The sequence below is a fragment of the Paenimyroides viscosum genome (assembly GCF_003858535.1).
Classification (GTDB): domain Bacteria; phylum Bacteroidota; class Bacteroidia; order Flavobacteriales; family Flavobacteriaceae; genus Flavobacterium; species Flavobacterium viscosum.
Genome location: NZ_RQTJ01000017.1, coordinates 13,730 through 39,518, shown reverse-complemented (window position 1 = coordinate 39,518; position 25,789 = coordinate 13,730). Strand labels below are relative to the sequence as shown.

Annotated in this window: 27 protein-coding genes; 21 read left to right on the top strand and 6 right to left on the bottom strand. The window is 34.7% G+C overall.

Features of this window, described 5'->3' with window-relative positions; all coding sequences use genetic code 11:
- A complete protein-coding gene (locus EG242_RS09140) occupies window positions 1–585 on the bottom strand; it encodes a thymidine kinase (RefSeq protein WP_124899592.1) in 585 nt (194 codons plus the stop codon).
- 100 nt (window positions 586–685) lie between these two features.
- Here EG242_RS09140 and EG242_RS09135 point away from each other — a divergent pair, with 100 nt between their 5' ends.
- The 3 genes from EG242_RS09135 to EG242_RS09125 all read left to right on the top strand — a co-directional run bounded on the left by EG242_RS09135 (window position 686) and on the right by EG242_RS09125 (window position 2,924).
- Window positions 686–1,660 (top strand): hypothetical protein, encoded by a 975-nt coding sequence (locus tag EG242_RS09135; RefSeq protein WP_124899591.1) that lies wholly within the window; start codon window positions 686–688, stop codon window positions 1,658–1,660.
- Between the two features lie 153 nt (window positions 1,661–1,813).
- Window positions 1,814–2,509, top strand: coding sequence for a 16S rRNA (cytidine(1402)-2'-O)-methyltransferase (rsmI, locus tag EG242_RS09130; RefSeq protein WP_124899590.1), 696 nt, complete (start codon window positions 1,814–1,816; stop codon window positions 2,507–2,509).
- Window positions 2,502–2,924, top strand: coding sequence for an OsmC family protein (locus tag EG242_RS09125; RefSeq protein ID WP_124899589.1), 423 nt, complete (start codon window positions 2,502–2,504; stop codon window positions 2,922–2,924). Before rsmI ends, EG242_RS09125 begins: the two co-directional genes overlap by 8 nt.
- A gap of 77 nt (window positions 2,925–3,001) precedes the next feature.
- Here EG242_RS09125 and EG242_RS09120 read toward each other — a convergent pair whose 3' ends face one another.
- Window positions 3,002–3,670: a hypothetical protein gene (locus EG242_RS09120; protein ID WP_124899588.1), complete on the bottom strand. Its 669-nt coding sequence runs from the start codon at window positions 3,668–3,670 to the stop codon at window positions 3,002–3,004.
- 155 nt (window positions 3,671–3,825) lie between these two features.
- Here EG242_RS09120 and recJ point away from each other — a divergent pair, with 155 nt between their 5' ends.
- The 12 genes from recJ (at window position 3,826) to EG242_RS09060 (ending at window position 18,781) form a co-directional block, all read left to right on the top strand.
- Complete coding sequence (gene recJ, locus EG242_RS09115; RefSeq protein WP_124899587.1) at window positions 3,826–5,520, top strand: single-stranded-DNA-specific exonuclease RecJ; 1,695 nt, start codon at window positions 3,826–3,828, stop codon at window positions 5,518–5,520.
- Between the two features lie 111 nt (window positions 5,521–5,631).
- Window positions 5,632–7,671, top strand: a complete 2,040-nt coding sequence (locus EG242_RS09110; protein ID WP_124899586.1) for a T9SS type A sorting domain-containing protein — start codon at window positions 5,632–5,634, stop codon at window positions 7,669–7,671.
- 115 nt (window positions 7,672–7,786) lie between these two features.
- Window positions 7,787–8,779 carry an aspartate-semialdehyde dehydrogenase gene (locus EG242_RS09105; RefSeq protein WP_124899585.1) on the top strand — a complete coding sequence of 331 codons (993 nt, stop codon included), beginning with the start codon at window positions 7,787–7,789 and terminating at the stop codon, window positions 8,777–8,779.
- Window positions 8,780–8,839: 60 nt separating this feature from the next.
- Window positions 8,840–10,015: an MFS transporter gene (locus EG242_RS09100; protein WP_124899584.1), complete on the top strand. Its 1,176-nt coding sequence runs from the start codon at window positions 8,840–8,842 to the stop codon at window positions 10,013–10,015.
- A 20-nt stretch (window positions 10,016–10,035) separates the two neighbouring features.
- A complete protein-coding gene (locus EG242_RS09095; protein ID WP_124899583.1) occupies window positions 10,036–10,368 on the top strand; it encodes a hypothetical protein in 333 nt (110 codons plus the stop codon).
- 176 nt (window positions 10,369–10,544) lie between these two features.
- On the top strand, window positions 10,545–12,890 hold the full coding sequence (locus tag EG242_RS09090) for a TonB-dependent receptor (RefSeq protein WP_124899582.1): 2,346 nt from the start codon (window positions 10,545–10,547) through the stop codon (window positions 12,888–12,890).
- An 18-nt stretch (window positions 12,891–12,908) separates the two neighbouring features.
- The gene (locus EG242_RS09085) at window positions 12,909–13,358 is read left to right on the top strand and encodes a DUF4625 domain-containing protein (protein WP_124899581.1); all 450 of its coding nucleotides are present in this window, start codon (window positions 12,909–12,911) and stop codon (window positions 13,356–13,358) included.
- A gap of 148 nt (window positions 13,359–13,506) precedes the next feature.
- Window positions 13,507–13,947, top strand: a complete 441-nt coding sequence (locus tag EG242_RS09080) for a DUF4625 domain-containing protein (RefSeq protein ID WP_124899580.1) — start codon at window positions 13,507–13,509, stop codon at window positions 13,945–13,947.
- 12 nt (window positions 13,948–13,959) lie between these two features.
- Window positions 13,960–14,697, top strand: coding sequence for a hypothetical protein (locus tag EG242_RS09075; RefSeq protein ID WP_124899579.1), 738 nt, complete (start codon window positions 13,960–13,962; stop codon window positions 14,695–14,697).
- Window positions 14,698–14,782: 85 nt separating this feature from the next.
- Window positions 14,783–15,517: a hypothetical protein gene (locus EG242_RS09070; RefSeq protein ID WP_124899578.1), complete on the top strand. Its 735-nt coding sequence runs from the start codon at window positions 14,783–14,785 to the stop codon at window positions 15,515–15,517.
- Window positions 15,518–15,595: 78 nt separating this feature from the next.
- A complete protein-coding gene (locus EG242_RS09065) occupies window positions 15,596–17,707 on the top strand; it encodes a prolyl oligopeptidase family serine peptidase (protein WP_124899577.1) in 2,112 nt (703 codons plus the stop codon).
- Between the two features lie 72 nt (window positions 17,708–17,779).
- On the top strand, window positions 17,780–18,781 hold the full coding sequence (locus tag EG242_RS09060) for a toxin-antitoxin system YwqK family antitoxin (protein ID WP_124899576.1): 1,002 nt from the start codon (window positions 17,780–17,782) through the stop codon (window positions 18,779–18,781).
- 64 nt (window positions 18,782–18,845) lie between these two features.
- On the opposite strand, the gene EG242_RS09055 is transcribed toward EG242_RS09060, so the two are convergent.
- On the bottom strand, window positions 18,846–19,094 hold the full coding sequence (locus EG242_RS09055) for a hypothetical protein (RefSeq protein WP_124899575.1): 249 nt from the start codon (window positions 19,092–19,094) through the stop codon (window positions 18,846–18,848).
- A 102-nt stretch (window positions 19,095–19,196) separates the two neighbouring features.
- On the opposite strand from EG242_RS09055, the gene EG242_RS09050 reads away from it, so the two are divergent.
- Together EG242_RS09050 and EG242_RS09045 are read left to right on the top strand one after the other, a co-directional pair.
- Entirely contained in the window at window positions 19,197–20,234 is a 1,038-nt protein-coding gene (locus tag EG242_RS09050) for an NAD(P)-dependent alcohol dehydrogenase (protein ID WP_124899574.1), read from the top strand.
- Window positions 20,235–20,402: 168 nt separating this feature from the next.
- The gene (locus tag EG242_RS09045; protein ID WP_124899573.1) at window positions 20,403–20,606 is read left to right on the top strand and encodes a hypothetical protein; all 204 of its coding nucleotides are present in this window, start codon (window positions 20,403–20,405) and stop codon (window positions 20,604–20,606) included.
- A 35-nt stretch (window positions 20,607–20,641) separates the two neighbouring features.
- On the opposite strand, the gene EG242_RS09040 is transcribed toward EG242_RS09045, so the two are convergent.
- From EG242_RS09040 to pepE, 3 genes are all read right to left on the bottom strand, one after another.
- The gene (locus EG242_RS09040; protein ID WP_124899572.1) at window positions 20,642–20,959 is read right to left on the bottom strand and encodes a GNAT family N-acetyltransferase; all 318 of its coding nucleotides are present in this window, start codon (window positions 20,957–20,959) and stop codon (window positions 20,642–20,644) included.
- Window positions 20,960–21,020: 61 nt separating this feature from the next.
- On the bottom strand, window positions 21,021–22,370 hold the full coding sequence (locus EG242_RS09035; RefSeq protein ID WP_124899571.1) for an acyl-CoA dehydrogenase family protein: 1,350 nt from the start codon (window positions 22,368–22,370) through the stop codon (window positions 21,021–21,023).
- A gap of 56 nt (window positions 22,371–22,426) precedes the next feature.
- The gene (pepE, locus tag EG242_RS09030) at window positions 22,427–23,134 is read right to left on the bottom strand and encodes a dipeptidase PepE (RefSeq protein WP_124899570.1); all 708 of its coding nucleotides are present in this window, start codon (window positions 23,132–23,134) and stop codon (window positions 22,427–22,429) included.
- A 109-nt stretch (window positions 23,135–23,243) separates the two neighbouring features.
- Between pepE and EG242_RS09025 the strand changes: the two genes are divergently transcribed.
- From EG242_RS09025 to EG242_RS09010, 4 genes are read left to right on the top strand one after another with little or no spacing between them, the layout of a single operon-like run.
- A complete protein-coding gene (locus EG242_RS09025) occupies window positions 23,244–23,945 on the top strand; it encodes a hypothetical protein (protein WP_124899569.1) in 702 nt (233 codons plus the stop codon).
- 50 nt (window positions 23,946–23,995) lie between these two features.
- Window positions 23,996–24,724 carry a hypothetical protein gene (locus EG242_RS09020; protein ID WP_124899568.1) on the top strand — a complete coding sequence of 243 codons (729 nt, stop codon included), beginning with the start codon at window positions 23,996–23,998 and terminating at the stop codon, window positions 24,722–24,724.
- Window positions 24,725–24,758: 34 nt separating this feature from the next.
- Window positions 24,759–25,151: a twin-arginine translocase TatA/TatE family subunit gene (locus EG242_RS09015; RefSeq protein ID WP_124899567.1), complete on the top strand. Its 393-nt coding sequence runs from the start codon at window positions 24,759–24,761 to the stop codon at window positions 25,149–25,151.
- A complete protein-coding gene (locus EG242_RS09010; RefSeq protein ID WP_124899566.1) occupies window positions 25,151–25,741 on the top strand; it encodes a phosphatase PAP2 family protein in 591 nt (196 codons plus the stop codon). The genes EG242_RS09015 and EG242_RS09010 overlap by 1 nt, the downstream gene beginning before the upstream one ends.
- Window positions 25,742–25,789: the final 48 nt, after the last annotated feature.

Genomic DNA, 25,789 nt, shown 5'->3' with positions numbered 1-25,789 from the left:
CTACTGATCTTCTCGCATCGCCTTGTAGTAAGCCGCTCGGCTTAAAGGCTCGTATTCATTGGTTTCGCCCAACATAACCAAATTATCGTTAGCTGCTTTTCTAAAGCTATAGTTGGCTAAATTTCCGGTGCGTGTGCAAACCGCGTGTACTTTGGTAACATATTCGGCAGTCGCCATTAAAGCAGGCATTGGTCCAAAAGGCTGCCCTTTAAAATCCATATCCAAACCAGCAACAATAACGCGGATTCCGGCGTTAGCCAAATCGTTGCAAACAGTAACAATTTCATCATCGAAAAACTGCGCTTCATCAATCCCGATCACATCACAACCATCGGCTAAAATTCTAATATTTGCCGCAGCAGGAACAGGCGTGGATCTAATTTCGTTTCCTTGGTGCGAAACCACATTTTCCTGGTCATAACGCGTATCAAGAGCAGGTTTAAAGATTTCTACACGCTGTTTGGCAAACTGTGCACGGCGCAATCTACGAATCAATTCTTCGGTTTTTCCCGAAAACATCGAGCCGCAGATCACTTCGATCCATCCAAATTTTTCTGTATGATTTACCGGATTTTCAAGAAACATTTTAGCAATTATAAGTTGTTTAAAACAGTTTTTTCTGTTACTTTGTATCCTGCAAATTTATCAAAAAATAAGTTGGTAAAATTTAAAACCGTTAAAAGTTATGAAGAAAATCATTGAATCAGATTTAATAAGTATCGCCCACCGAATCTTGAAATTAAAAGATAAATCGGAAATTTCTTCTTTGCTGAAAGAAACCGAACTGCTGCATAACAAATTAGTTTTACTGCAGTTTTACGAAGATAACAAGTTTCGATTGGATCCTTCGCTAACTCCTGAAAAATTGTTGGAAGATGTTAAAGAAGAGCAACCTGTAAGCGTTTTTTTAACGGAAGAAAAGAAAGACGATGTGGTAACTTTTGAGGAAGAATTAATTACACCAATTGAATTAAGCGTAACCAACGCAGCAGCTATTGAAGCAGCGCCACCGGTTGAAGCTTCTGTTGAAAATGTAGAAGAAGAGGAAGAGAAAGAAGAAGAATCAACAGAGGAAGTTGTAGAAGAAATTCCTACTGAAGAAGAATCAGAAACCGAAAATAATACGATAGAATTTACACCATCGATCGAAGAAACCATAAAATCGGTTGAAGAAGTTGAGGAAGAAATAAAAATTGTTGAACAGTTAGATCCTGTGGAAGATGCAAAAGAAGCGGTTGAACGTGCTACGTTAGAGATCGATCCGGTTTTTTCTATTCCTCATAACGAGCTTTTTAATACCAATGATTCTAACGAAAAAGAAGAAGATACTTTTAAGGGATCGCAGCATTTTGTAACCAATCAGGCAGCAGAAAAATCGACAGAAAATTACCGTCAAATTCCTTTAAACAAATCGATAAACGATGCGTTTGCCAATAAAATTTCGATTGGTTTGAATGACAGAATTGCGTTTGAAAAGAACTTGTTTAATGGTAGTAGCGACGATTTAAATCGAGTAATTGCGCAGTTAAACACGATTGAAAGCTACGAAGAAGCAAAAGATTTTATCGATGATCTAGTGAAACCCGAATTTAACAACTGGAACGGAAAAGACGATTACGAAACCCGTTTTATGCTGTTGGTTGAAAAAAGATTTTTGTAGTAATAATTATCACAATAAACTGTCATTCTGACGAAGGAGGACACGAGCGATAGCGAACTGGCGAAGCAATCTGTTTCATTTTTAATAGAGATTCTTCATTCCACTTCGTTTCATTCAGAATGACAAAATTACGTTTAAAAAGAAACTCAAAAAATGAGTAAATTATACATTGTGCCAACGCCCATTGGCAATTTAGAAGACATGACTTTTAGAGCCATTAAGGTTTTAAAGGAAGTCGATTTAATTTTGGCAGAAGACACGCGCACCAGCAGCAAATTGTTAAAGCATTTTGAAATTGGTACGCAAATGCACAGTCACCACATGCACAACGAGCATCAAACGGTGGAACATACGGTGCAGAAATTAAAAAACGGACAAACTATTGCGTTGATTTCTGATGCTGGAACGCCCGCGATTTCCGATCCCGGATTTTTGTTAACACGTGCCTGTGTAGAAAACGATATTCCTGTGGAATGTTTGCCGGGCGCAACTGCTTTTGTACCGGCATTGGTAAACAGTGGATTGCCAAATGATAAATTCGTGTTCGAAGGATTTTTGCCCGATAAAAAAGGTCGTCAAACGCGTTTTTTGGCATTGGCAGAAGAGACCCGAACCATGATTTTGTATGTATCACCACACAAACTGGTAAAAACATTGGCGGAATTTGAAACCTATTTTGGTAAAGAACGCCAGGTTTCGGTATCGCGAGAATTATCAAAACTGCACGAAGAAACCGTACGCGGATCGGTAGAAGAAGTGTTGAAGCATTTTGAAGTCAAACCGCCAAAAGGCGAAATAGTTGTAATTGTAGCAGGTAAACAAAAAGAAAAAAAGAATAAAAATGAGTAGCCATAAAATAACCACAACCTGGAAAGGAAACATGCAGTTTGAATCGACCAATCCGGGCGGTTCGTTAATCATTGATGCTGCCGAAGAAGTAGGCGGAACAAACAACGGACTGCGTCCGAAAGCGTTGATGTTGTCGGCTTTAGCAGGCTGTTCGGGGTTGGATGTTGCTTCGCTGATTAAAAAGATGAGGTTAGAAGTAACCGATTTCAACATTGAAACACAGGGCTTTTTAACCGATACCGAACCACAGGTTTATGATAAAGTTACGGTTACCTATCATTTTTACGGAAGTAATTTAAACGAAGAAAAATTAAGCCGTGCTGTAGAACTTTCGGTTGAAAAATATTGCGGAGTTATGCATATGTTTCGCAGTTTTGCCGATGTTAAAATTGAAACAGTTTTTCATAAGGTTTAAAGAGAAAGGAAGCTATTTGGCTTCCTTTTTGTTTTTCTAGAAAATTTACTTTCTATAAAATACATGGATTTCAAATATTACCTAATATTATCTAAATAATAAAAAATGCGTTTTTCCATGTATTGTTCAGCGGTTAGGTTTAGCTCGAAAGGATAAATTTTATTGTGAATATTTAGTTCTTCATTAAATTTGGCACTTTTTATTAAACTTTTGAATTCTCTAGTGGTTTTATAATTTTGAAATTGATTTTTACATTCATTTAAATATTCTTCATGAGTTAAATTTAGTGATTTGGTGACTTTTCCTTTGCTAAATTGAAATATTAAGTACTTTGAGTTATAAGAATCAGACCATCCATTTGTGTCGGTTGAAATTATTTCACCATTAGGTATTATAACTATTTGATTAACATTCATTAATATTTTATCATCATTTGGAAAATAATCTTTAAAAACACTTTTTACTTGTAAATAAGTGTTTATACCTTTTACATAGATATTTACATCGGTTAAGTATAGGTTAGAATTAATTATTTCATAAGTAAATATGAATGGATAATAATTTGCTGTTGTTATAACGGCTTCTTTTGGCGCAACAAAGTCACTCTCATGAAAATACTTATGAGCAGGAGAAAAATAATCTATATCAAAATCGTATTTCTTACCATTATACACTAATGTATCAGGAATTTGAGGTGTGGAAAAAACTTGGGTTGAGAAAAAGAAAATAAAAATTAAAAATGACATTTTCATCAGATTTCGATTTTAAATTATTTGCTACGATCCAATATACATATTCTTTTTAAATCAGCGACAAAAATCAACCTTGCAAAAACCATAATATTAAAATAATTTTGTACCTTAAACGCACATCATTTTTGGGGTGCTTTTACATTTTTACTATGCGTTGGTCTTTAAAACAAAATCCTGATCCTGAAATTGTTCAACATTTAATAACTTCATTAAATGTAACGCCGCTTATTGCCAATTTGTTGGCGCAGCGCGGTATTGCCACATTTAATCAGGCTAAAAAGTTTTTTCGACCAGAATTAGAAGATCTGTGCAATCCGTATTTAATGAAAGATATGGATAAAGCCGTTACACGTATAGAAAAAGCCATTTTAACCAACGAACGTATTTTGGTTTTTGGCGATTATGATGTTGATGGAACCACGGCGGTTGCGTTGATGTCGTCTTATCTTAAAAGTTTTTATCCCGATGTTGATACGTATATTCCCGACCGATATGCAGAAGGTTACGGAATATCAAACCAAGGAATCGATTACGCCGAAGACAACGGAATTACACTGATTATTGCGTTAGATTGCGGCATAAAATCAATTGATAAAATAGAATATGCCACTCAAAAAGGAATCGATTTTGTAATCTGCGACCACCATTTACCCGGCGATGAGGTTCCGAATGCCGTTGCGGTTTTAGATCCCAAACAAAAAGATTGCAATTATCCGTTTAAGGAATTGTGCGGTTGCGGTGTGGGTTTTAAATTGATACAGGCTTTGGCGGCGAATCGTGAGGAAACCATCGAAGATTTAATTCCGTATTTAGATTTGGTTGCAACAGCCATTGCGGCCGATATTGTGCCAATTGTCGATGAAAACCGCATTCTGGCATATTACGGTTTGCAGGTTATTAATAGCAATCCGCGACCGGGTATTTTGGCAATGAAAAAGCAGTTTGCTATTAAAGAATTTACGATTACCGATGTGGTTTTTAAAATTGCACCCCGAATAAATGCTGCTGGACGCATTAAACACGGAAATTATGCCGTTAGATTATTGACCGAATTTGATTTGGATGAAGCCATTGAATTTGCCAAAGAAATTGACGAGTTTAATATGAACCGACGAGTTTTAGACCAGCAGATTACCGAAGAAGCCTTAAATCAAATCATTGAAAATAACGAAGAAAATACGTTTTCATCGGTTGTTTATCACGAAAGCTGGCACAAAGGTGTTATTGGAATTGTTGCTTCTAGGTTGATCGAAACGTATTATCGCCCAACTCTTGTTTTCACAAAAAGCGGCGATTATCTTGCAGCTTCGGCTCGATCTGTTAAGGGGTTTGATGTGTATCAGGCATTAGAAAAATGTTCGGAACACATTATTCAGTTTGGCGGTCACATGTATGCAGCAGGTTTAACAATTAAAGATTCTGAATACGAAAATTTTAAGTCGAAGTTTGAAGAAGTGGTAAAATCAACCATTTGTGAAGAACAGCAAACCGAAGAAATTGAAATTGATGCCGTGGTGAATTTTGATGATTTTGATGAAAAAACGCTCCGTATTTTGAAACAGTTCGAACCGCATGGTCCCGGAAATATGACACCTGTTTTTTTAACTCCCAATGTTTTTGATACCGGCAATGCGCAGTGTATCGGCAAAAATAACGAGCATTTGCGTATGTTCGTCAAACAGAATAATTCAAAACCTTTTCCTGCAATTGCCTTTAAAAAAGGCGAAATGCTTAATGCAACAAAAAATCTTAAATTAATGAATATGGTTTATTCGTTATCAGAAAATCAATGGAAAGATAACGTAACCATTCAACTTCAGGTAAAAGATTTTGTGGTAAATTGATAAATGAATGCATATGTATCAAATTATTATTTATAATCTATGGTATTGGTTGTTTTTTAAGTTAAAAAATTGCATATTGCATTATTTTAGTTAACTTGAAAACAATGACTTATGCAAAATAAACTACACACAATGGTTTGTCATCCCGAAAGAATTGAGGAGTATCATTTTCAAATTTCAAAATTTCCTTATTTACAAACCCTTTTACTCTATATTTTCTATATTCTATTCTGTATTCCTGCTGCTGCCCAACCCTACCAATGGGACTGGAAATTAAGCGGTGGTGGCAGTAACGGGAATACGGGCGAGGCACAATCCAATTTTGACAGAACTTCAGAACAGATTTATGATATAAAAGTAGGGACCGATAACAATTACTATTTTCTTGCTACTGTTCGGGGTACTTTTGGAGTACACCTAAAAGATCAGCCTGTAAGTACCTACAATTATTCAAAAAACAATGATATTTTTTTATTTTCTACTACATGTGATGGTACCGTGCGTTGGAGCCGTGCTATTGGTGGAGGAGCGTCTGATGAAGCATATAATTTTGTGCTAGATAGTAATAATAATGTGTATATAGCAGCTAAAGTTGATTACTTCTTAAACTGGCCGGGACAGAAAAATTACCCTGTATATTTTTCCGAAAATGATTCTGTAGCACTGCCTGTTACTTCTTGGACGATCCCTTTTGACTACACTATTCCTTATGAAATGTATAAAAAAGCTTATTTGCTAAAATACGACAGTAACGGAAATCTTGTTAAAAAGAAAGCAATAGAAAGTGATCCTCTTACAGGAAACGATTTTAACCAGCCGTCGATAAGTAAGCCTTATACTCCTATATTATACAATTTGGCTATTGATAGCAATGATAATATCCATTTTATGGGAAAGTTTGGAAGAGGGAATTATTTAGACAACAATTTTAACGTACCAGTAAACTATGGCTATAATTCTTATACCCAAAAAGGTTTAATGCAACACCGATTAATAAAATGCGATAGAAATTTAGACTACATAAGCGATATGGTATTACCCGTAAAAGATTCAACTGACTTTGCACATCCATCAGTTATCTCTTTTACATACGATGAAACCTTAAACCGTTATTACATTGCAGGTATGCAGTCAGCGAACATAACACACAACGTTTTCACTTTAACATACGGTGGTAAAGCCTTTGTAGAACGTTCGTTTATACTGGCAATCAACGGTACAGACGGTAGCGAGGTATGGCGCAGAGAAATACATACTGATAAGATCGGTACTCTTATAGCTCCTAATCAAATTACTTCTTTAATTGTAGATCCTGCTAATTCCGATGTATATATTGGAGGTAAAATATATCAGAACTATTATGCGCAAAATATGCCAAAAATATATGATCCTCATAACCCTGTAACCACTACTCATACAATTCAAACCACTATAAAGTTTAATGTGCCATTAGTAGTAAAGTTTAATAGCAGCGGTACTATACAGTGGGTAAAAACACCTACAGCGCGAACCCCTAATTTTACCACCGATGGCCCCATGAATTTTAAAGGTTTTACCTTCCGATACAATGAGATAGCTTTCGGTGGTTCAGATGCTTATTATGCCTGGGATAGTTTTTCAACGAATCGTACGCAATTTTACTGGGCAGATGCTGTTTTGTTACGTTTTAATAAACAAACCGGAACAACCGTTGGTATGGATGTTATACCTGGTTACGGGGACGAATCTAATAGTATACTTGCCGTAGCTGCAGATAACGATGGTAACTACATTACGGGTGGTATTTTCTTTAATGGTATATTCCGTAATAGTAATAACAATGATCTTGCAGATTTAGTAGGTACATTATACACCGATTTCTTTGTAGCCAAGCTGGCTGCAAGTGCCTGTGGTACAGCAGTAAGCACAGGTAGGTTTAACAAACTAAACGTAACGGTGTATCCCAACCCAACAAACGATATCCTAAACATAGAAGCACAGGAAACCCTACATAATTATGAAGTGTACAATGTATTGGGGCAGCAAATACAAAAAAACAACTTTAACGGCAACAATCAAATAAACTTGCATGGTGTAACAGCAGGTACGTATTTTATAAAAATTACTACTACTCAGGGTAGCGTTGCTACAGAAAAAGTTGTAAAAAAATAAATAGCTAAACAACTTCAGGTAAAAGATTTTAATACGCAGTAATTTCATCATAAATTATTCAAATTATTGCATATTTTTGCTACTGCAAATTTTTAATCTTAAAACAAATTTATCTATGAGAGTAGCTGTAGTTGGCGCAACTGGAATGGTTGGCGAAGTAATGCTGAATGTTTTGGCAGAACGTAATTTTCCTGTAACAGAATTAATTCCGGTAGCATCGGAAAAATCGGTTGGTAAGGAAATAGCTTTTAAGGATAAGAAGTATAAGGTGGTGAATTTGCAAACAGCCGTTGAAATGAAACCCGATGTGGCATTGTTTTCGGCAGGTGGAGAAACTTCTTTGGAATGGGCACCAAAATTTGCCGAAGCAGGTATAACGGTGGTAGATAATTCGTCGGCTTGGCGAATGGATCCTACTAAAAAATTGGTTGTTCCTGAAATCAATGCGAATGTGTTGACAAAAAACGATAAAATCATTGCGAACCCAAACTGTTCCACCATTCAATTGGTTATGGCATTGGCGCCTTTGCATAAAGAATATACCATTAAACGCGTGGTGGTTTCTACCTATCAGTCGATCACTGGTACAGGCGTAAAAGCCGTGCAGCAGTTAGAAAACGAATATAATGGTGTAAAAGGCGAAATGGCTTATAAATATCAGATCCATAAAAATGCCATTCCTCATTGCGATTCGTTTTTAGACAACGGTTATACCAAAGAAGAAATGAAGCTGACCAACGAAACCATGAAAATTTTGGACGATGATACCATTAAGGTTACGGCAACAGCAGTTCGTATTCCGGTAGTTGGTGGACATAGTGAGGCAGTGAATATTGAATTCGAAAACGATTTCGATGTAAATAAAGTTCGCGCGATACTTCAAAACACTCCGGGAATCATGGTACAAGACAATTTAGACACTTTTACCTACCCAATGCCTTTGTATGCACAAAATAAAAACGAGGTTTTTGTAGGACGTATTCGTAGAGATGAAAGTCAGGAAAACACATTAAACATGTGGATTGTTGCCGATAATTTACGAAAAGGTGCAGCAACAAATACCATTCAAATTGCAGAATATTTGTTACAAAACAATTTAATAGGTTAAAAAAATAATTCATAAAATATAAAGAAAGTTTCTCACTGTGGAAACTTTCTCTTTTTTGATATGATAGAGAAACTTTGGACGGCTAATTTTTTAAAAGCCTGTTTGGCAAACTTTTTAATGGGTTTTGCCTTTTATTTAATCGGTACCACCATGCCATTTTATATTGGAGAGAAATATGGGGCAACCGAAGCCGAAACCGGTTTGGTGCTGGCAAGTTATATTATAGCCACCTTGTTGGTTCGTCCGTTTTCTGGTTATATTGTAGATGCGTTTTCGCGTAAAAAAGTGTACCTTATTGCGTATTTCTTTTTTGTTTTTGTTTACTTTGGATATATGTGGGCATCTACCATGACGCTTTTTATTATTGCCCGAATGATGCACGGTGTTACTTGGAGTGTAATTACCACCAGCAGTAGTACGGTGGCTATTGATATTATTCCGGCAAAACGCCGAGGCGAAGGTTTGGGCTTTTTTGGTTTAACTACTACCATTGCCATGTCTGTTGGTCCGTTTATAGGCTTGTATTTATATGAAAACTTCGAGTTTAAATATAATTTTTACAGTACCATTGTTGTAGGTATTTTAGGATTTATTACTGCGTTAACCATTAAACTGCCAAAACGTGAATTTAAACCAAAGCAAGTATTGTCATTAGATCGTTTTATTTTAAAACCTGCTCTTCCAATTGGTATAAACGTGTTGTTTATTGCTATTAGTTTTGGTATGCTGTTTACGTATGCTGCTAAATTCGGACTAAACGAATTAAAAATAAGCAGTACCGGTTTTTTCTTTTTATTTATGGCGATAGGTATGGCGGTATCGCGTTTTTTTGCAGGAAAATTGCTTGATAAGGGTTATGTAAACTACCTTATGTTAACTTCGTTGTTTATTATAGGATTGGGATATACTGCTTTTGGATTGGCTACATCAGAACTATTATATTTTGGATCGGCATTGTTTATTGGTTTAGGATATGGTATGGCATCGCCATCGTTTCAAACCATGATTATCAACATGGGTACAAACGACCAGCGTGGAACAGCCAATTCTACTTTTTTCTCGTTTTACGATTTAGGTATTGGTATAGGTATGGTTATCAGTGGTTTTTTAGCCACGGTTCTACCGGCAATAGGTAATTTGTTTGTTTTATGTGGGGTTTTATCGTTTGTAGCCTTGTTTTACTATTATTTTGTGACGGCTAAAGTTTACGCCAGAAAAAAGTTAGCTGTTATGTAAAACTTTTCTAACTTTGTAACATGTCTGTAAATAAGCGTTTCATATCGTTGTTTTTTAGCATTTGCGTTCTTGTAACGTTGATGTTTCAATCTGCGCACACTTATTCGCATTTAATTACCGATTTTTTAAGTACAGATTCGCATCACACTAAAAATGATCAATTGGCAAACCATCATTCAGATAATTGTCAGATTTGTCATTTTACTTTTAGTCCGTTTACAACTGTTACCGCAGATGTAATCGTATTTTATTCTTCCATAACCTACCCCAAATTAAACGCAACGCACCATACAAGCTATGTTAATGCTTCGTTTGATTTTATCTCGCTTCGCGGTCCGCCGGTTTTTGTTTAAACTGTAAGATTTATCGATGAATAAATTGTCATGTAAGTCATTCCAAACTTGATTTGGAATCTCATTAACTTCATGTAAAAATGTGAGAAGCTGAAACAAGTTCAGCTTGACAAATTGATTTAATTCATCCGCATAAATAAAATCAAAATCATTTACAAAAATTAAAAATTCACAAAATGCGTTTATTACTAACGGTTGTTTTGTGCATGTTTGGCTATAGTATATTGGCACAGCATCAATTACAAGGTGTGGTAAAAAATACGATGGGCGAAACCATTGCAAACAGCCATATTGATTTAAGCAGTAATTGTGTGGATACAGATGCATCGGGTACTTTTATTTTTACGGATCTGCAAAGCGGATCGTATACATTAAAAGTTTCGGCAGCTGGTTACGGCGTTTATCAGGAAAAAATTTATTTGAATCAGTCAAAACAAATTACCGTTGTTTTAAGTGAAGAAGAAACCTTGGAAACAGTTGTAATTCATACCGCACAGCAAAAAGCTTACAATCAGCAGAAAGTTACACAGAAATATCTTCAGGATAATTACAGCAACAGTTTGGCAAAAACATTGTCAAACGTTGTCGGGTTAGATGCCATTACTGTTGGATCACAAACTGCAAAACCTATGATGCGCGGCTTGGGATTCACGCGTCTGGCTGTTACTGAAAATGGTATTAAGCAGGAAGGACAACAATGGGGTGCCGATCACGGTTTGGAAATTGATGCCTTAACAACCGAAAGTGTTGAGGTTATTAAAGGTGTTGGTACTATTACGCACGGGTCGGACGCGATTGCAGGCGTGATAGAAGTGAACAACGAAACAATTCCGACCGATGGTTTTAAAGGGCAATACATTACAACGGCTCAAAGTGTAAACAAATCGTGGGCAAATGCACTGAATATGTCGTATAAAAAAGGTGATCACTTTTATAAATTCAAAACAACGTACACCACATTTGCCGATTTTAAGGTTCCGGTTGATGAAATAACGTATCTATCTACAAAAATTCCGTTGACAAATGGAAATATGACCAATACTGCCGGAAACGAACTATCGGTTTACGGGCAATGGGGTTATGTAAAAGATGATTTTCAGAGTATTTTGAGCATCAGTCAGTTTCAAAACAAATCGGGATTTTTTTCAGGTGCACACGGAATTCCGTCTGCGAATGATGCCAAGCCCGATGGTAAAGAACGAAACATCGGCATGCCGTATCAGCAGGTAAATCATGCGAAAGTGACGTATCATGCCAAGTGGTTAAACACGCATGATGTGTGGGATTTTAAGTTTGGTTTTCAACGCAACCACCGTCAGGAATACAGCTTGTTTCATTCGCATTATTCCAATCAGGTTCCGCCCGAAATCAATCCTGATTTAGAGTTAGATTTTAAATTGAATACCCTGAACGCCGAATTATCGTACAAAAAAGACTGGCTGTTAGATCATACTACTATTTTAGGTGTGCAAAGTCAGTATCAAACCAACGATATTACGGGTTACAGCTATTTAATGCCGGAATATGACCGTTGGAATTTAGGCATTTTCGGTAAACATACTTGGAATTTTGCAACCAATTGGAATTTGGAATTAGGCGCAAGATATGATGTTGCCAATGTAAAAGTTGCCGGTTTTTTTGATGAGGTTTTGTTCGATTATTTATCGCAACGTGGCACACCAGAAGATCAGGCTTTGCAGAATGCTCAACGAGCTGTGCCGTTATCTAAAGATTTTTCTAGAGGAAATGTAGCCTTTGGCGTATCGCACCAAATCACGGCCGATTGGGAAAGTACGCTTACAGTGGCATCAAACTTCAGGTTTCCAACGGCAATGGAATTAAGTTCGAACGGAATTCACCATGGCGCTTTTCGTCACGAACAAGGAAATCAAAATTTAGATGTAGAAAAAGGCTGGGCTTTTGATTTGAGTCAGCATTTCCATAAAAATAACTTTAAAATAAACGCAAGTGCTTATTTATATTATTTCACTAATTACATTTTCTTAAAACCAACGGGAACGTTTTCTATTTTGCCACACGGCGGGCAGGTTTATAAATACGACCAGTCGAAAGCGATGCTTACCGGTTTAGAGGTTGATGCGCATTACCAGTGGAACAAATTTGGTTTCCAGGCACAGGCGGCTTATTTGTACAATAAGCAGATTAGTGATTCGGGTGTTGATTATCCTTTGCCGTTTTCAACCCCAATTAACGGACAATTCAATGTTCAATACCGTTTGAACGACGGTAGTTTGTTGCAGCAAAATCAGTTTCAGGTTGGAACTAAAACGGCATTGCAGCAAAACAGAATTGCCCAAAATGAGGAAGTAACGTCGGGTTATACCATTGCAAATGCACAATTTAGTTCGGTACTTAACTTTAAAGGTTTTAAACCACAGATTCGTTTGCAGGTAAACAATGTTTTTAACACGGTTTACTATCATCACAACAGTTTTTACCGCGCTTTGGATATTCCGGAGTTTGGCAGAAACATTCAAATTTTTATAACAATACCCTTTTAATTTAAAAAGAAATCAATCATGAAAAAATTAGCAAGTTTAAGTTTAGCAATAATTAGTTTAATAGGAATTTCATCATGTTCAGACGATGATGCGGTGGTAGATACAACAAAACCAACCATTGAAATTATAACGCCAACAGATCATCAGGAAGTTGAACCGGGATCAGTTTTTACGGTAAAAGCAAATTTGGTAGACAATGTAGGTTTGGCAAGTTATAAAATCGAAATTCATTCGGCAGATGACGGTCACGAGCATAAAGCGAAACAACTTTTAGCAACTGATTTTGAATATTCTTTTGTTGGCGAAATAGCGAACAAACCAACAGCCTATACTTTAGAGCACGCAATTACTATTCCTGCCGATGCTGCCGAAGAACATTACCATGTGGGAATTACGGTTTTAGATGTAAACGGTAACCAAAATCAGCAGTTTGTAGAGATTTTTATTGGTCACGATCACCAACATTAATAGATTCATTGTTTTTTATAGATCCCAAATCGTTTAGGTTTGGGATTTTTTATTAAAACATTAACTAAAATCTGACTTTTAAGGTCATTTTATAAATACTAAAATTTGAAATTAATCGTTTATCTTTGAAGATTAAATGAATTTAATTATGAAATTTTTCAAACAAATAAGCCTTTTGTTTTTAATGACATCAGCCTTTACTTTTGTAGGCTGTAACAATGAAGACCCCGATACTGTTGGTCCTACAATTGAAATTACCAATATTCCAGACAATAAAGAATTCAAATTCGGAGAAGATTTATTCATGAACTTTATGTTTACCGATCAAACAGGTGTTTATGAATATTCTTTTGAAATTTATTCAAAAGAGTCTTTACCAAAAGAGTTTACTGTTGCCGAAAAAGTATTCGATTTAAACGGCTATTTTAATGAGATTAATCAAAAACAGACAGTATTATTACCGTCAAAATCTAGTACCGAAACCTATGCAGAGGGCGATTATGTTATTAAGGTAAAAGCTTCTGATATCAATCAAAGAATATCAACATATTACAAACCAATCCGTATTGTTTATCCGGTAGCAGAATAATTATAAAAATTTATGAAAAAGATTGTATTAAGTATTTTAGTGGCAGTATCTACAACTTTTGTTTCGTGTAAAAGCGATGACAACGTTGCCGATATAAAAAAACTTCCAAAATCAATTACCAGTGTAAGCGGTAATTTGCTGTTCACTTACAGCGCAAACGGGCAATTGGTAAAAATAACAGATAAAGATTCGGAAACCGAATATACCGAAACTATTTTTACCTATGATAATTCTGGTAAAGTAACAAAATTCGTAAACATTTACAATAGTCCAAGTGGTACAGAAACAGAGACGTATACCATTAGTTACCCTACAGCAAATCAGGCAAAGGTAACCGATGAAGATAGTGATTACACGTTGGTAAATTTTAACGAAAAAGGTCAGGTTTTAAACTTTAATAGTTTTGGTGACGTAACTACTTTTTCATACGATACCAAAGGAAATATTGCTAAAATAGTGAACGACAATTCTACAACAACGGCAAATTATAATAACGATAAAGGTATTTTAAGTGGTACAACGTCGCCTAAATGGGTATTGTTGTTAAGCGATTTCGATTTATATTATTTTAGCGAAAACAATCCTATTTCTGTTACAAATGTTTCAGAATACGAAGGAACAACTTACACATATTCCGAAAGTTATTCTTACCCTGTAGAACATATTATTGCAGGGTATCCTACGAGAATGTCGGTTAATTATACCGAAAACGGATCAACAGATAACGAAGTTTATACCATTAATTATTAAAAGATTAACTTCTTATAAATAAACTCCTTTCTTGTTTATATGGAAAGGAGTTTTATATTTGCACCAAATTTATAAAATCATACTTATGAAAAAATTAGTATTATCGGCTTTTCTTTTAGCCGGATTTATGTTCACATCTTGTGATAAAAACGATGATAACACAACTGTTGAAGAAGGAACAGTAGATGTATCAAAAATGTACTTGCCATCTAAAATTACAGCAGATGATTATACAACAATTTTTACCTACAACAACAAAGCGCAATTAACTAAAATTGTTGAAAGCGATGGGTATGAATACACATTTTCTTATTCTGGCGATCAGTTAGTTGAAGCTACTGCTACAGAAAGTAACATAAAAACGTTCTATACTTTTTCGCAAGCAGGAACAAAGTTAACTGTTAATATGAAAGCTGAAATTAACGGTCAAACGCATAATGATACCGAAATATTAACTTTAGATAGTAAAGGTAATTTGCTTAACGACGGATATTTTAATTATACTTACGATGCCAACGGAAATATAACTAAAATGAAAAGCGATGATAGCGAAGAAATTGTTCTTAAATACGATGATAAAAACGGAATCTATAAAAATGTAAAATTACCACAATGGGTTTTTGCTTACATCATGTCAGAACAACTTAATATAGTTAATAATGTGGTAGATATCGATTACGAAGATTCAGAATTTCCTGAAGATAACTTTACCGGAACGGTTACTTACAATTACAATGCAGACAATTATCCTGTAAAAATGGTAGCAAAATCTACTTTAGAAGATGATTTTTCTCAAACAATAGAATATACTAAAAAATAGTCTTATTTAATTCAGATAATTAAAAACTTGCCTAATCCGGCAAGTTTTTTTATTTTGCAGGTTATCAAAAACATAATCATGAAAAAATTAGTTTACTCTATTTTTATTGCTTCGGTTGTATCCCAAACCGTAAATGCCCAAACAAATCAAATGAATTATCCAACTACCGATAAAAAAGATGTTATTGATGTTTACTTCAATACTAAAATAGCAGACCCATACCGTTGGTTAGAAGACGACCGATCTGCCGAAACAGCCGCTTGGGTTACGGCACAAAACAACGTAACTTTTGCTTATTTAGATCAGATTCCTTACCGCGATCAGTTAAAAAAACAGCTGACAGAAAAATGGAACTACGAAAAAATTAGTGCTCCGTTCGTAGAAGGCGATTTTACCTATTATTTTAAAAATGATGGTTTGCAGAATCAGTCGGTTTTGTATCGTAAAGACAAATCGGGTAAAGAAGAAATCTTCTTAGATCCAAATACCTTTTCTAAAGACGGAACCACCTCGTTAGCCGATGTTTCTTTTACCGAAGATGGAAGTTTGGTTGCTTACGCCATTTCAGAAGGTGGAAGCGATTGGAGAAAAATTATTGTTTTAAACGCAAAAGACAAATCAGTAATCGGCGAAACTTTGATTGATGTAAAATTTTCAGGAATTAGCTGGTACAAAAACGAAGGTTTCTATTATTCTAGCTACGATAAACCAACCGGATCAGAACTTTCTGCAAAAACCGATGAACATAAATTGTATTACCATAAATTAGGAACGTCGCAAAAAACCGATAAAGTTGTTTTTGGTGAAAAATACAAGCGTCGTTATGTTGGCGGATACGTTACAAACGATCAAAAATATTTGGTGGTATCAGCAGCAAATGCAACATCGGGTAACGAATTATACATTCAAGATTTAACAAAAGCAAACAGTCAAATTCAAACAATTGTTACTGGTTTTGATAACGATTATTCTATTATTGATTCTAAAGACGGAAAGCTTTATATCGAAACAAACTTAAAAGCTCCTAATAAAAAATTAATGGTGGTAGATGCTGCAAAAATTGTTAATTTAAATGCTTGGGAAGATCTAATTTTAGAAAGCGATAACGTGCTTGATTTATCTAAAGCCGGTGGTTATTTCTTTGCGCATTATATGAAAGATGCTGTTTCGGTGGTGGATCAGTTTGATTACTCAGGAAAATTTATTCGCAAGATTGAATTGCCAGGTTTGGGCACAGCAAGTGGTTTTGGTGGTAAAAAAGACGCCAAAGATTTGTACTTCTCTTTTACAAACTACATAACTCCAGGAACCATTTATAGAATGGATATCGCTTCAGGAACATCAGAAGTATATCAACAGCCAAAAGTAAAATTCAACCCAAACGATTACGAATCTAAACAGGTTTTTTACGCATCTAAAGACGGTACGCAAGTGCCTATGATGATTACCTATAAAAAAGGAACAAAATTAGATGGAACCAACCCTACGATGTTATATGCTTACGGAGGTTTCAACGTATCGTTAACTCCGAGTTTTAGCATTGCTAATGCCGTTTGGTTAGAAAACGGTGGTGTGTATGCGGTACCAAATTTACGCGGTGGAGGTGAATACGGTAAAAAATGGCATAATGCCGGAACCCAAATGCAAAAGCAGAATGTGTTTGATGATTTTATTGCAGCAGCCGAATATTTAATTAAAGAAAAATATACATCTTCTGAAAAATTAGCCATTCGCGGTGGATCAAACGGAGGGTTATTAGTTGGTGCAACCATGACCCAACGACCTGATTTAATGAAGGTAGCTTTGCCAGCAGTTGGAGTACTGGATATGTTGCGTTACCACACGTTTACAGCGGGTGCAGGTTGGGCGTACGATTACGGAACAGCCGAAGATTCTAAAGAAATGTTCAACTATTTAAAAGGATATTCGCCGGTACATAACGTAAAAGAAGGAGTTTCGTATCCGGCAACAATGGTTACCACAGGTGATCATGACGATAGAGTAGTACCAGCGCACAGTTTTAAATTTGCAGCTGAATTGCAAGCGAAAAATCAAGGAAACAACCCAATGTTAATTCGTATTGATGTAAATGCAGGTCACGGGGCAGGAAAATCGGTTCAGCAAACCATTAACGAAAATGCCGATATACAGGCGTTCACACTTTGGAATATGGGCGTTACGAAGTTGTAGTTTCAAACCTTATACTTATTTAACACCTGCAAGATATTTATTCTTGTAGGTGTTTTTTATTAAATTAGCAATATGATGAATTTATTTAGATACACTATATTATTTCTATTCACGGTTTTTATTCTTATCAGTTGTAAAGAAGGTGATTTTAATGATGAATCCAAAAGAAATGAAAATTGGGCATATTGGATTGATGAAAATTCAGGTAAAGCTTCGTGGATTCCAATAACAGATGAAACCACCGTGGATAATGGTCTTTATCACTTATTTTTTTCAAATGGAAAACTTTTTGAAAAAGGTAGATTAAAGAATAAAGTTCACGTAGATACTGTTTTTAGATATAATGAAATGGGTAATGTTATCAAATATCATATTTATCAAAAAGATACTATTTTGTATGTTTATTTAAAAGATGGGGATTATTTAGAGAAATATCATAACGGTCAGATTTATGAAAAGGGTAAATTAACAAATGGTATTTTTAATGATGATTGGATTAGATATTATGAAAATGGACAGCCCGAATGGATACAAGAATATGTAAATGGAACTGGCTTAGTTACTTGGTTTTTTGAAAATGGAAATGTTTCCTCAAAATCATATCGAGTTAACAGAAAGCCACATGGAGAAGTTAAGCATTGGTATGAAAATGGTAATTTAAAAGAAGTGTCATATTGGATAAATGGTTTACAAAATGGTTTATATACTCTTTATTATGAAAATGGAGCTTTGAAAAATGAAGCAGAGTGGAAAGATGGGAAATCTCATGGAAAAAATGAACATTGGTACGAAAATGGAAATAGAGAATTAATTCATTATTTCGATAACGATGTAGTAAGTGGAAACTTGAAAAAGTGGAATGAAAAAGGGCAATTATTACTAGAAGAGAATTATGATAATGGAAATTTAAATGGAAAATTTGTAAAATATCACGATAATGGAGTTATTTCTATAAATGGATATTTTAAAGAAAACAAACCATTTGGAATTTGGGATGATTTTGATGAATCAGGAAAATTAATAAAAAAGAGATATTTCGAAAACGGAAATTTAATTAAAGAAGAAAAATTTTAAGCATAAAGACCAAACAAAAATCCATCGTTTAACACGATGGATTTTTTGTATAATATTACTTTATTTAGAAATCGGAATCCTTCATAGGTTTGTCGCCGTTAGCCATTGAAAACTTAATAGATTTTTTAGGATATTGTTCAAATGAAATATCACTAGGATTTGTTATTAATTTCTTGATACTAATTTTATCACCTAACTGAAAGTTTGCTGTAACCATTTTATAATCTAACAAATAAGGTCCGCAGAAAAAATTTCCTTTTTCATCTTTTTCAATGATTCCTTGGTATAAGCCTTCTTTCGTTTCTTTTCCCATAACGTTTTATTTAAAGTACAAAGATAAAGACTATTTTTATGATTGTGCAGAATTATATTATTATTTGAAAAGCGTAACTTTATAGCTCAAATAAAATAATTCATGTCAACAAAAGCTTATGCAGCCTTTAATGCGGTAGATCCGTTGGGCGCACATACCATAGAAAGAAGAACTTTAAATGCGAAAGATGTTTTTATTAAAATAGAATATTGCGGCGTTTGTCACAGCGATTTGCACACAGCAAAATCAGATTGGGGACCAGCCAATTATCCAGCTGTTCCAGGTCATGAAATTATTGGTCGAGTGGAAGCGATTGGAATGGAAGTTACCAAATTTAAAATCGGAGATATTGTAGGCGTAGGTTGTATGGTAGAATCGTGCCAGCATTGCCATTCGTGCGATGAAGGTTTAGAGCAATATTGCGAAAATGGTTTTACAGGAACTTATAATTCTAAAAACTCCAAACACGGCGGAATCACCTATGGCGGCTATTCAGAAAACATTGTGGTAGAAGAAGATTTTGTGTTAAACGTGCCAACTAATCTACCGTTAGAAAATGTTGCGCCTTTATTGTGTGCCGGTATTACAACTTGGTCGCCATTGCGCCATTGGAACGTAAAAAAAGGCGATAAAGTAGGTGTTGTTGGTTTAGGAGGTTTGGGGCACATGGGCGTTAAGTTTGCTAAAGCAATGGGTGCACACGTGGTAATGATTACAACATCTGAAAGTAAAGGTGCAGATGCGATGAAATTAGGAGCCGATGAGGTGTTGATTTCGAAAGATGCAGAACAAATGAAACAACACAATTATAGTTTCGATTTTCTTTTGAATACTATTCCAGTCGCTCATGATGTAAATCCGTATTTGTTGTTATTGAAATTAGATAAAACCATGTGTATGGTGGGTGCAATAGAACCGTTTCCTATTCATGGTGGTGTGTTGATTAACAAGCGTAGAAACATTGCCGGATCTTTAATCGGCGGCATTAAAGAAACACAAGAAATGCTTGATTTTTGTGGCGAACATGGTATTGTATCCGAAGTAGAAGTGATCCAAATGCAAGAAATTAATGAAGCTTATGTTCGTATGCAACAATCGGATGTTAAGTATCGTTTTGTAATTGATATGAAAACGCTGTAGTTAAATCACGTTAAAATGTCATTCCGACGAAGAAGGAATCTTTGAGATTCTTCACTTCACTATGTTATGTTCAGAACGACATTCCTAACTCTATTCTGAAGAAATATAACCAATTTATTAGATACTAAATTAATTGTTTTATACGTTATTACTTTAAATAGAATCATTATGAAAAAAACAGTTTTAAATCTTTTGGCAATTGCATCTGTATTAACAACAATTAGTTTTTTGTTAGATCGAGATGTGGTTGAAATTAGTACCACAATGCGTTTTGTAGAGTATATCTTTATGCTTGCCATTTTTTTTACAATTATTTCAGGATTTTATTTTGGAATAAAAGCTGTAACAAAACGATTACAGATTGTTAAATAATAAGCAAAGGCTCTTGAGAAATCAAGAGCTTTTGCTTATTCTTCAAAACCTTTAAAATTTTCATTCACAATGCGTTTCCATTCCGGATGTTTTTTAATGTACGCAAATACATACGGACAAATTGGGTATAAGGTAAACTTATTTTTTTCTAAATACTGTAATGTTTTTTCTACCAAAACAGCTGCAATTCCACGTCCTCCTAATTCTTCAGGAACTTCGGTATGTATTAACTTTATAACATCGGTTCCTCTTTGGGTAAAGTCGATAAATGCGATATGACCGTCAATGGTTAATTCAAAACGTTTACTTTCATCCTTTTTTATGACTTCTAAGTAGTTAAATTCTTCTTTCATAATTTTTTTGTTTTAGTAAAGATAAAAATTGCGAAGTTTAGGTTACTTAATTCGGATTAATTTAAACAAAAGCCGAAAATCCGGTAATGCTTCTACCCACAATTAACGAATTAATTTCTTTAGTGCCTTCGTACGAATAAATTGCTTCGGCATCGGCTAAAAATCGAGCTACATTATATTCTAACAAAATACCGTTTCCACCCATTACTTCACGAGCGCGCGACACAATATCCCGAGTTCGCATAGTACAGAAAACCTTAGCTAAAGAAGCGTGTTCGTCTTTTAATTTGTCGGCATCTTGTAATTCCGATAAGCGAAAAACCATGGTTTGCATGGCTGTTAAATTTGATAACATTTCTACCAAATGATTTTGGATTAATTGAAACGCAGCAATAGGTTTTCCAAATTGTTCGCGTTGCGTGGTATAAGCCAACGCATTTTCGTAGGCACCACGTGCGCAACCAACCGCCATCCAAGCAACTCCGGCTCGTGTAGCTTGCAGAACTTTGGTAGTATCTTTAAAACTATTTGCATTTTGTAATCGATCTTTTTCATCAATCATACAATTGGTTAAGGTAATTAAACCGTTTTGTACAATGCGCAATGCCATTTTATCTTTAATTTTTTCTACTGAAAACCCTGGAGTTTCGGTTCGAACAATAAAGCCTTTTACTTGGTTATCTGCTACATCACGAGCCCAAATAATAACAATATCAGCAAAAGTTGCGTTACCAATCCATTTTTTTTGTCCGTTTAATTTCCAACCATTTTCTGTTTTTTCGCAGGTAGTCGTCAATCCGCCGGCAGCACCCGATCCTACTTCAGGTTCTGTAAGTCCGAAAGCTCCAATTTTTTCGAATTTTTGCAATTTAGGAAGCCATTCTTGCTTTTGTTCTTCCGATCCGCAACGATAAATACTTCCCATACACAAACCACTTTGTACGCCGAAAAATGTTGCAATGGAAGCATCAACCCGAGCCAATTCACAAGCGATAATTCCTTCTAATAAAGACGATTTTCCTGCACAACCATATCCTTCGTAATTAATTCCACAAATATTTAATTCCGCTATTTTAGGAATAATTTCATGAGGAAAACTATCGTGCAGCCAATATTCGTTTACAATGAGCGCAATTTCTTTTTCCATAAAAGCACGAACTTTTAATTGAATTTCACGTTCGTCAGTTGTTAATCGATCACTGATGTCATAAAAATCGGCATCAATTGGTGGTACTTCATGTTTTTTATTGGCATTGTTCAGTAGGTGAACAATCCCTTTTAGCTGATCGTCATTTAAAGAACCTACAGATTCCATTAGTTTTTTTAGATCGACTTTTTCATTCAGTTTTTGCAGTGCACCAATATCAATAGATTGAATTAAATCGATGGTTTTCTTTATTTTATCAAGCATAATTTTCTTTTCAAGTTACAAAAAAGAAATAAAAAAACGATCTGTAAAAGATCGTTTTATGATAAGTTTGATAAATCTGAATTAGGTTCTAATTCAATAGGTTGTTGGTTTTGTCTGAACAAACGGGCAGTTAAACTACCTTTCAATGTGATTTTTGATCCGCGAACTTCTAACCAACTTCCTTCGCGCAATCCTAAAACTGGTTGTGTATTAAAACTGTGAAATTCATTAATTCGTGTTTCTCTGGTTTCGCCCATGTGGGTAGATCCTTCCACAGGATCTAAATAATGCGGATTGATGTTAAACGGAACCATTGCCAATGTTTGAAAACTCGGCGGATACACAATAGGCATGTCGTTGGTAGTTTCCATAGTTAAACCGGTAATATTGCTACCAGCCGAACATCCTAAATAAGGCGTGCCGCTTTGCAATACCTCTTTTAAAGGCAATAGTACTTTGTGCCAATACAATTGTTTAACCAATAAAAAAGTATTTCCACCACCTGTGAAAATTCCTTCAGCTTTTTCAATGGCTTCCACAGGATTTTCAAACGTATGTAAACCAACTACTTTTTTTTCGATTTTTGCAAAAGCTTCGGCAACTTTAGCGGTGTAATCGTCGTGCGAAATTCCGCCCGGTCTTGCATAAGGTATAAACAATATCGTTGATGCGTTTTTAAAATGATCTTTTAAAGTAGGTAGTAAATATTCTAAATAACCCAACCCAAAAACGGTTGAGGTACTTGCTATGATTAAATTCTTCATGAGTTATAAATAAACAACAAACTTATTTATTTAACAATTGTTTACCAAAACCATGATTATGTTTTAACATTTTTACAGATACTTTTGGTGTAAATCAAATAAAACATTTATGAAATACATTTACTTTTTAGTACTTTTAGTATCAACCGTGTCGTTTGCGCAAGATCGAAATCAATATAAAATGCGGTTAATGATTACCGAAGTTGGCATTTTTCCATTAAAAGTTATCAATGTATCTACACAAGAAGTAGTTTTAACTGATGTTGCAGGTTATTTTGATATCAAAATAAAACCAAATGACGAATTGGCATTGATTGAAAACGAGTTTTATCAATTGAAATATTTTATAAAGGTTAACGATCTTGAAAATACTATAATTAGGATCTATCCTGAACCATTATCAGAAGTTTTAAGAGAAGTTACCATAAATAAAATCACATCGAAATCATTGGGATTTAATTCCGCTGAAATTAATAAACACATCTTCAAAAGAAATCCAAACGCAAATATGGATTTTAAAGCGATGTTTATGTGGCTGCTTAAAAAATTAAGCAAAAATAAAGGTGATTTGGAAGAGTTTGTAGAACGTAGTCCAACGCAAATGAATCCTTATGTAGCAGGTTTGCCAAGAAATATTATGACTGATTATTTGAAAATTCCTGACGAGCTAGTCGAGAAGTTTTATTATTATTTAAACGATGATTATGTGATAGACGAATATATTAAAAGTGGCGATGAAGCTAAATGGCGTATGTATTTGTTAGATAAATCGTTTCAGTTTTTGGAACAAGAAAATATACCGTTGCGTTAAATAAGTGATAATACATTTTGTGCTGATAAAAGAATGAATAGTTTTGTAAAATGAATAAAAGTACTACCTATATATTATTGTTGTTTTTTGTGCTGCTTGGAACTTTAAACGGTTTTGCGCAGAAAAAAAACATATTAGGAAAAGTTGTTGCTAAAACGCGCGATTTGGAAGGTATCTATGTAAAAAACACTAGTTTAAATACTTCTGCACTTACAGAGAAAGGCGGATATTTTTCTATAGAAGCAAACCCGAACGACACCCTTATTTTTTCGGCAGTGCATTTAATAGGTCGTGAAAAAGTATTATCGTACGCCGATATGAACAAATCAATCGTTTTTGTGCCCATGGAATACGCCGAAAATCTATTAGATGAAATTATAATTGATCGCCGTGTTACAACCGAAAGTTTAGGCTTAGGTGGTGCGCGAAAACTAACACCTGCACAACGCAGACTGCACAGAGCAACAACATCAAACGGCGGAATTATTCCTGTCGATGCTATTATAAATGCTATTTCTGGAAGAACAAAAATGCTTAAAAAAGCGGTGGAGTTAGACGAAGAATATTTGTTTGTCAACCAACTTTTAAACAAATTTCCGATTGAGTTTTACTTGGATAAATTAAAAATTCCAGAACAGTATTATATGGCATTTGGGTACTTTTTAGCACAAGATCCAATTATAATAACATCGTATCAAACAGTAGATATTACGCAGCTTAACCTTATGTACACAGAAAAAGCTACAGAATTTTTAGAAATTGTAAAGGTTTTAAAATAATAGTTTTACGTAACTTTGTAGTAAAATAATTAAAATGTATTTAAATCTATATATAAGTCCGCTTTTTTTAGGAATTGGTGGTGGCGAAATGGTACTAATTGTAGCAGTTATTTTAATGCTTTTTGGTTCAGATAAAATTCCCGAAATGGCGCGTGGCTTGGCAAGGGTAATTAATCAAGTTAAAAATGCATCGAACGATTTAAAGTCTGAAATTACTAAAACAGTAGATGAAACAGGTGTAATTAAAGATATAAAAGAAGCGGTAAACGTAGAAGATATCAAAAAACGCATTGGTTTAGACGATATTAAAAGTTCTGTTAATTTAGACTTGGATAAGTACAATCCATTAAACGATGTACAACAAGAAATTGACAAGGCGAAAGAAGATATTGAAACAATGACCGGCCCAATTAAACGCCAAAACTAATGTTAGAAAATCTTATTGAAAAAGATCAGCAACTTTTGATCTACTTAAATAATTTAGGAACCAATTTTTTGGATCCTATTTTTATGTACATTACCCACCAAATTAACTGGTGGCCGTTTTTTATAATTCTTATTTTTTTACTGTTAAAAAAGATTTCGCTAAAACAGTTCGGACTTTTAGTATTGGTACTAACGGTTTTCTTTGTTTTTACCGATCAAACAACCAATTTAGTAAAATACAGTGTAGCTAGATTACGTCCGGTGAACGATCCGTTAATTGAACCTTTTTTGCGTATTTTAAGAAAAGCAAATAGTCCGAGTTTCTTTTCGGGGCATGCATCAAATTCCAGCGGTTCTATATTAATCATCTTTTTAATTATGAAAAGATATTACAAATACGCCTGGCTTATTTTCTTTTTCCCGTTGATATTTGCTTATACACGCATTTATCTGGCATTGCATTATCCGTTAGATATTTTATGCGGATACATTTTCGGTATTGCTTCAGGGTTTTTATTTTATTACATCTTTAAATATTTCAACAATAAATACAAACTTACAGACAAACAACAACAAAACGCTTTCGAATAGAAAGCGTTTTTGTTTTATATAAAAAGTGTGTTCTTTTTTGTATTTTAT

Coding starts and splice junctions, on each gene's coding strand:
- EG242_RS09140 (WP_124899592.1), bottom strand. CDS start 585: ATGTTTCTTGAAAATCCGGTAAATCATACAGAAAAATTTGGATGGATC.
- EG242_RS09135 (WP_124899591.1), top strand. CDS start 686: ATGAAGAAAATCATTGAATCAGATTTAATAAGTATCGCCCACCGAATC.
- rsmI (WP_124899590.1), top strand. CDS start 1,814: ATGAGTAAATTATACATTGTGCCAACGCCCATTGGCAATTTAGAAGAC.
- EG242_RS09125 (WP_124899589.1), top strand. CDS start 2,502: ATGAGTAGCCATAAAATAACCACAACCTGGAAAGGAAACATGCAGTTT.
- EG242_RS09120 (WP_124899588.1), bottom strand. CDS start 3,670: ATGTCATTTTTAATTTTTATTTTCTTTTTCTCAACCCAAGTTTTTTCC.
- recJ (WP_124899587.1), top strand. CDS start 3,826: ATGCGTTGGTCTTTAAAACAAAATCCTGATCCTGAAATTGTTCAACAT.
- EG242_RS09110 (WP_124899586.1), top strand. CDS start 5,632: ATGCAAAATAAACTACACACAATGGTTTGTCATCCCGAAAGAATTGAG.
- EG242_RS09105 (WP_124899585.1), top strand. CDS start 7,787: ATGAGAGTAGCTGTAGTTGGCGCAACTGGAATGGTTGGCGAAGTAATG.
- EG242_RS09100 (WP_124899584.1), top strand. CDS start 8,840: ATGATAGAGAAACTTTGGACGGCTAATTTTTTAAAAGCCTGTTTGGCA.
- EG242_RS09095 (WP_124899583.1), top strand. CDS start 10,036: ATGTCTGTAAATAAGCGTTTCATATCGTTGTTTTTTAGCATTTGCGTT.
- EG242_RS09090 (WP_124899582.1), top strand. CDS start 10,545: ATGCGTTTATTACTAACGGTTGTTTTGTGCATGTTTGGCTATAGTATA.
- EG242_RS09085 (WP_124899581.1), top strand. CDS start 12,909: ATGAAAAAATTAGCAAGTTTAAGTTTAGCAATAATTAGTTTAATAGGA.
- EG242_RS09080 (WP_124899580.1), top strand. CDS start 13,507: ATGAAATTTTTCAAACAAATAAGCCTTTTGTTTTTAATGACATCAGCC.
- EG242_RS09075 (WP_124899579.1), top strand. CDS start 13,960: ATGAAAAAGATTGTATTAAGTATTTTAGTGGCAGTATCTACAACTTTT.
- EG242_RS09070 (WP_124899578.1), top strand. CDS start 14,783: ATGAAAAAATTAGTATTATCGGCTTTTCTTTTAGCCGGATTTATGTTC.
- EG242_RS09065 (WP_124899577.1), top strand. CDS start 15,596: ATGAAAAAATTAGTTTACTCTATTTTTATTGCTTCGGTTGTATCCCAA.
- EG242_RS09060 (WP_124899576.1), top strand. CDS start 17,780: ATGATGAATTTATTTAGATACACTATATTATTTCTATTCACGGTTTTT.
- EG242_RS09055 (WP_124899575.1), bottom strand. CDS start 19,094: ATGGGAAAAGAAACGAAAGAAGGCTTATACCAAGGAATCATTGAAAAA.
- EG242_RS09050 (WP_124899574.1), top strand. CDS start 19,197: ATGTCAACAAAAGCTTATGCAGCCTTTAATGCGGTAGATCCGTTGGGC.
- EG242_RS09045 (WP_124899573.1), top strand. CDS start 20,403: ATGAAAAAAACAGTTTTAAATCTTTTGGCAATTGCATCTGTATTAACA.
- EG242_RS09040 (WP_124899572.1), bottom strand. CDS start 20,959: ATGAAAGAAGAATTTAACTACTTAGAAGTCATAAAAAAGGATGAAAGT.
- EG242_RS09035 (WP_124899571.1), bottom strand. CDS start 22,370: ATGCTTGATAAAATAAAGAAAACCATCGATTTAATTCAATCTATTGAT.
- pepE (WP_124899570.1), bottom strand. CDS start 23,134: ATGAAGAATTTAATCATAGCAAGTACCTCAACCGTTTTTGGGTTGGGT.
- EG242_RS09025 (WP_124899569.1), top strand. CDS start 23,244: ATGAAATACATTTACTTTTTAGTACTTTTAGTATCAACCGTGTCGTTT.
- EG242_RS09020 (WP_124899568.1), top strand. CDS start 23,996: ATGAATAAAAGTACTACCTATATATTATTGTTGTTTTTTGTGCTGCTT.
- EG242_RS09015 (WP_124899567.1), top strand. CDS start 24,759: ATGTATTTAAATCTATATATAAGTCCGCTTTTTTTAGGAATTGGTGGT.
- EG242_RS09010 (WP_124899566.1), top strand. CDS start 25,151: ATGTTAGAAAATCTTATTGAAAAAGATCAGCAACTTTTGATCTACTTA.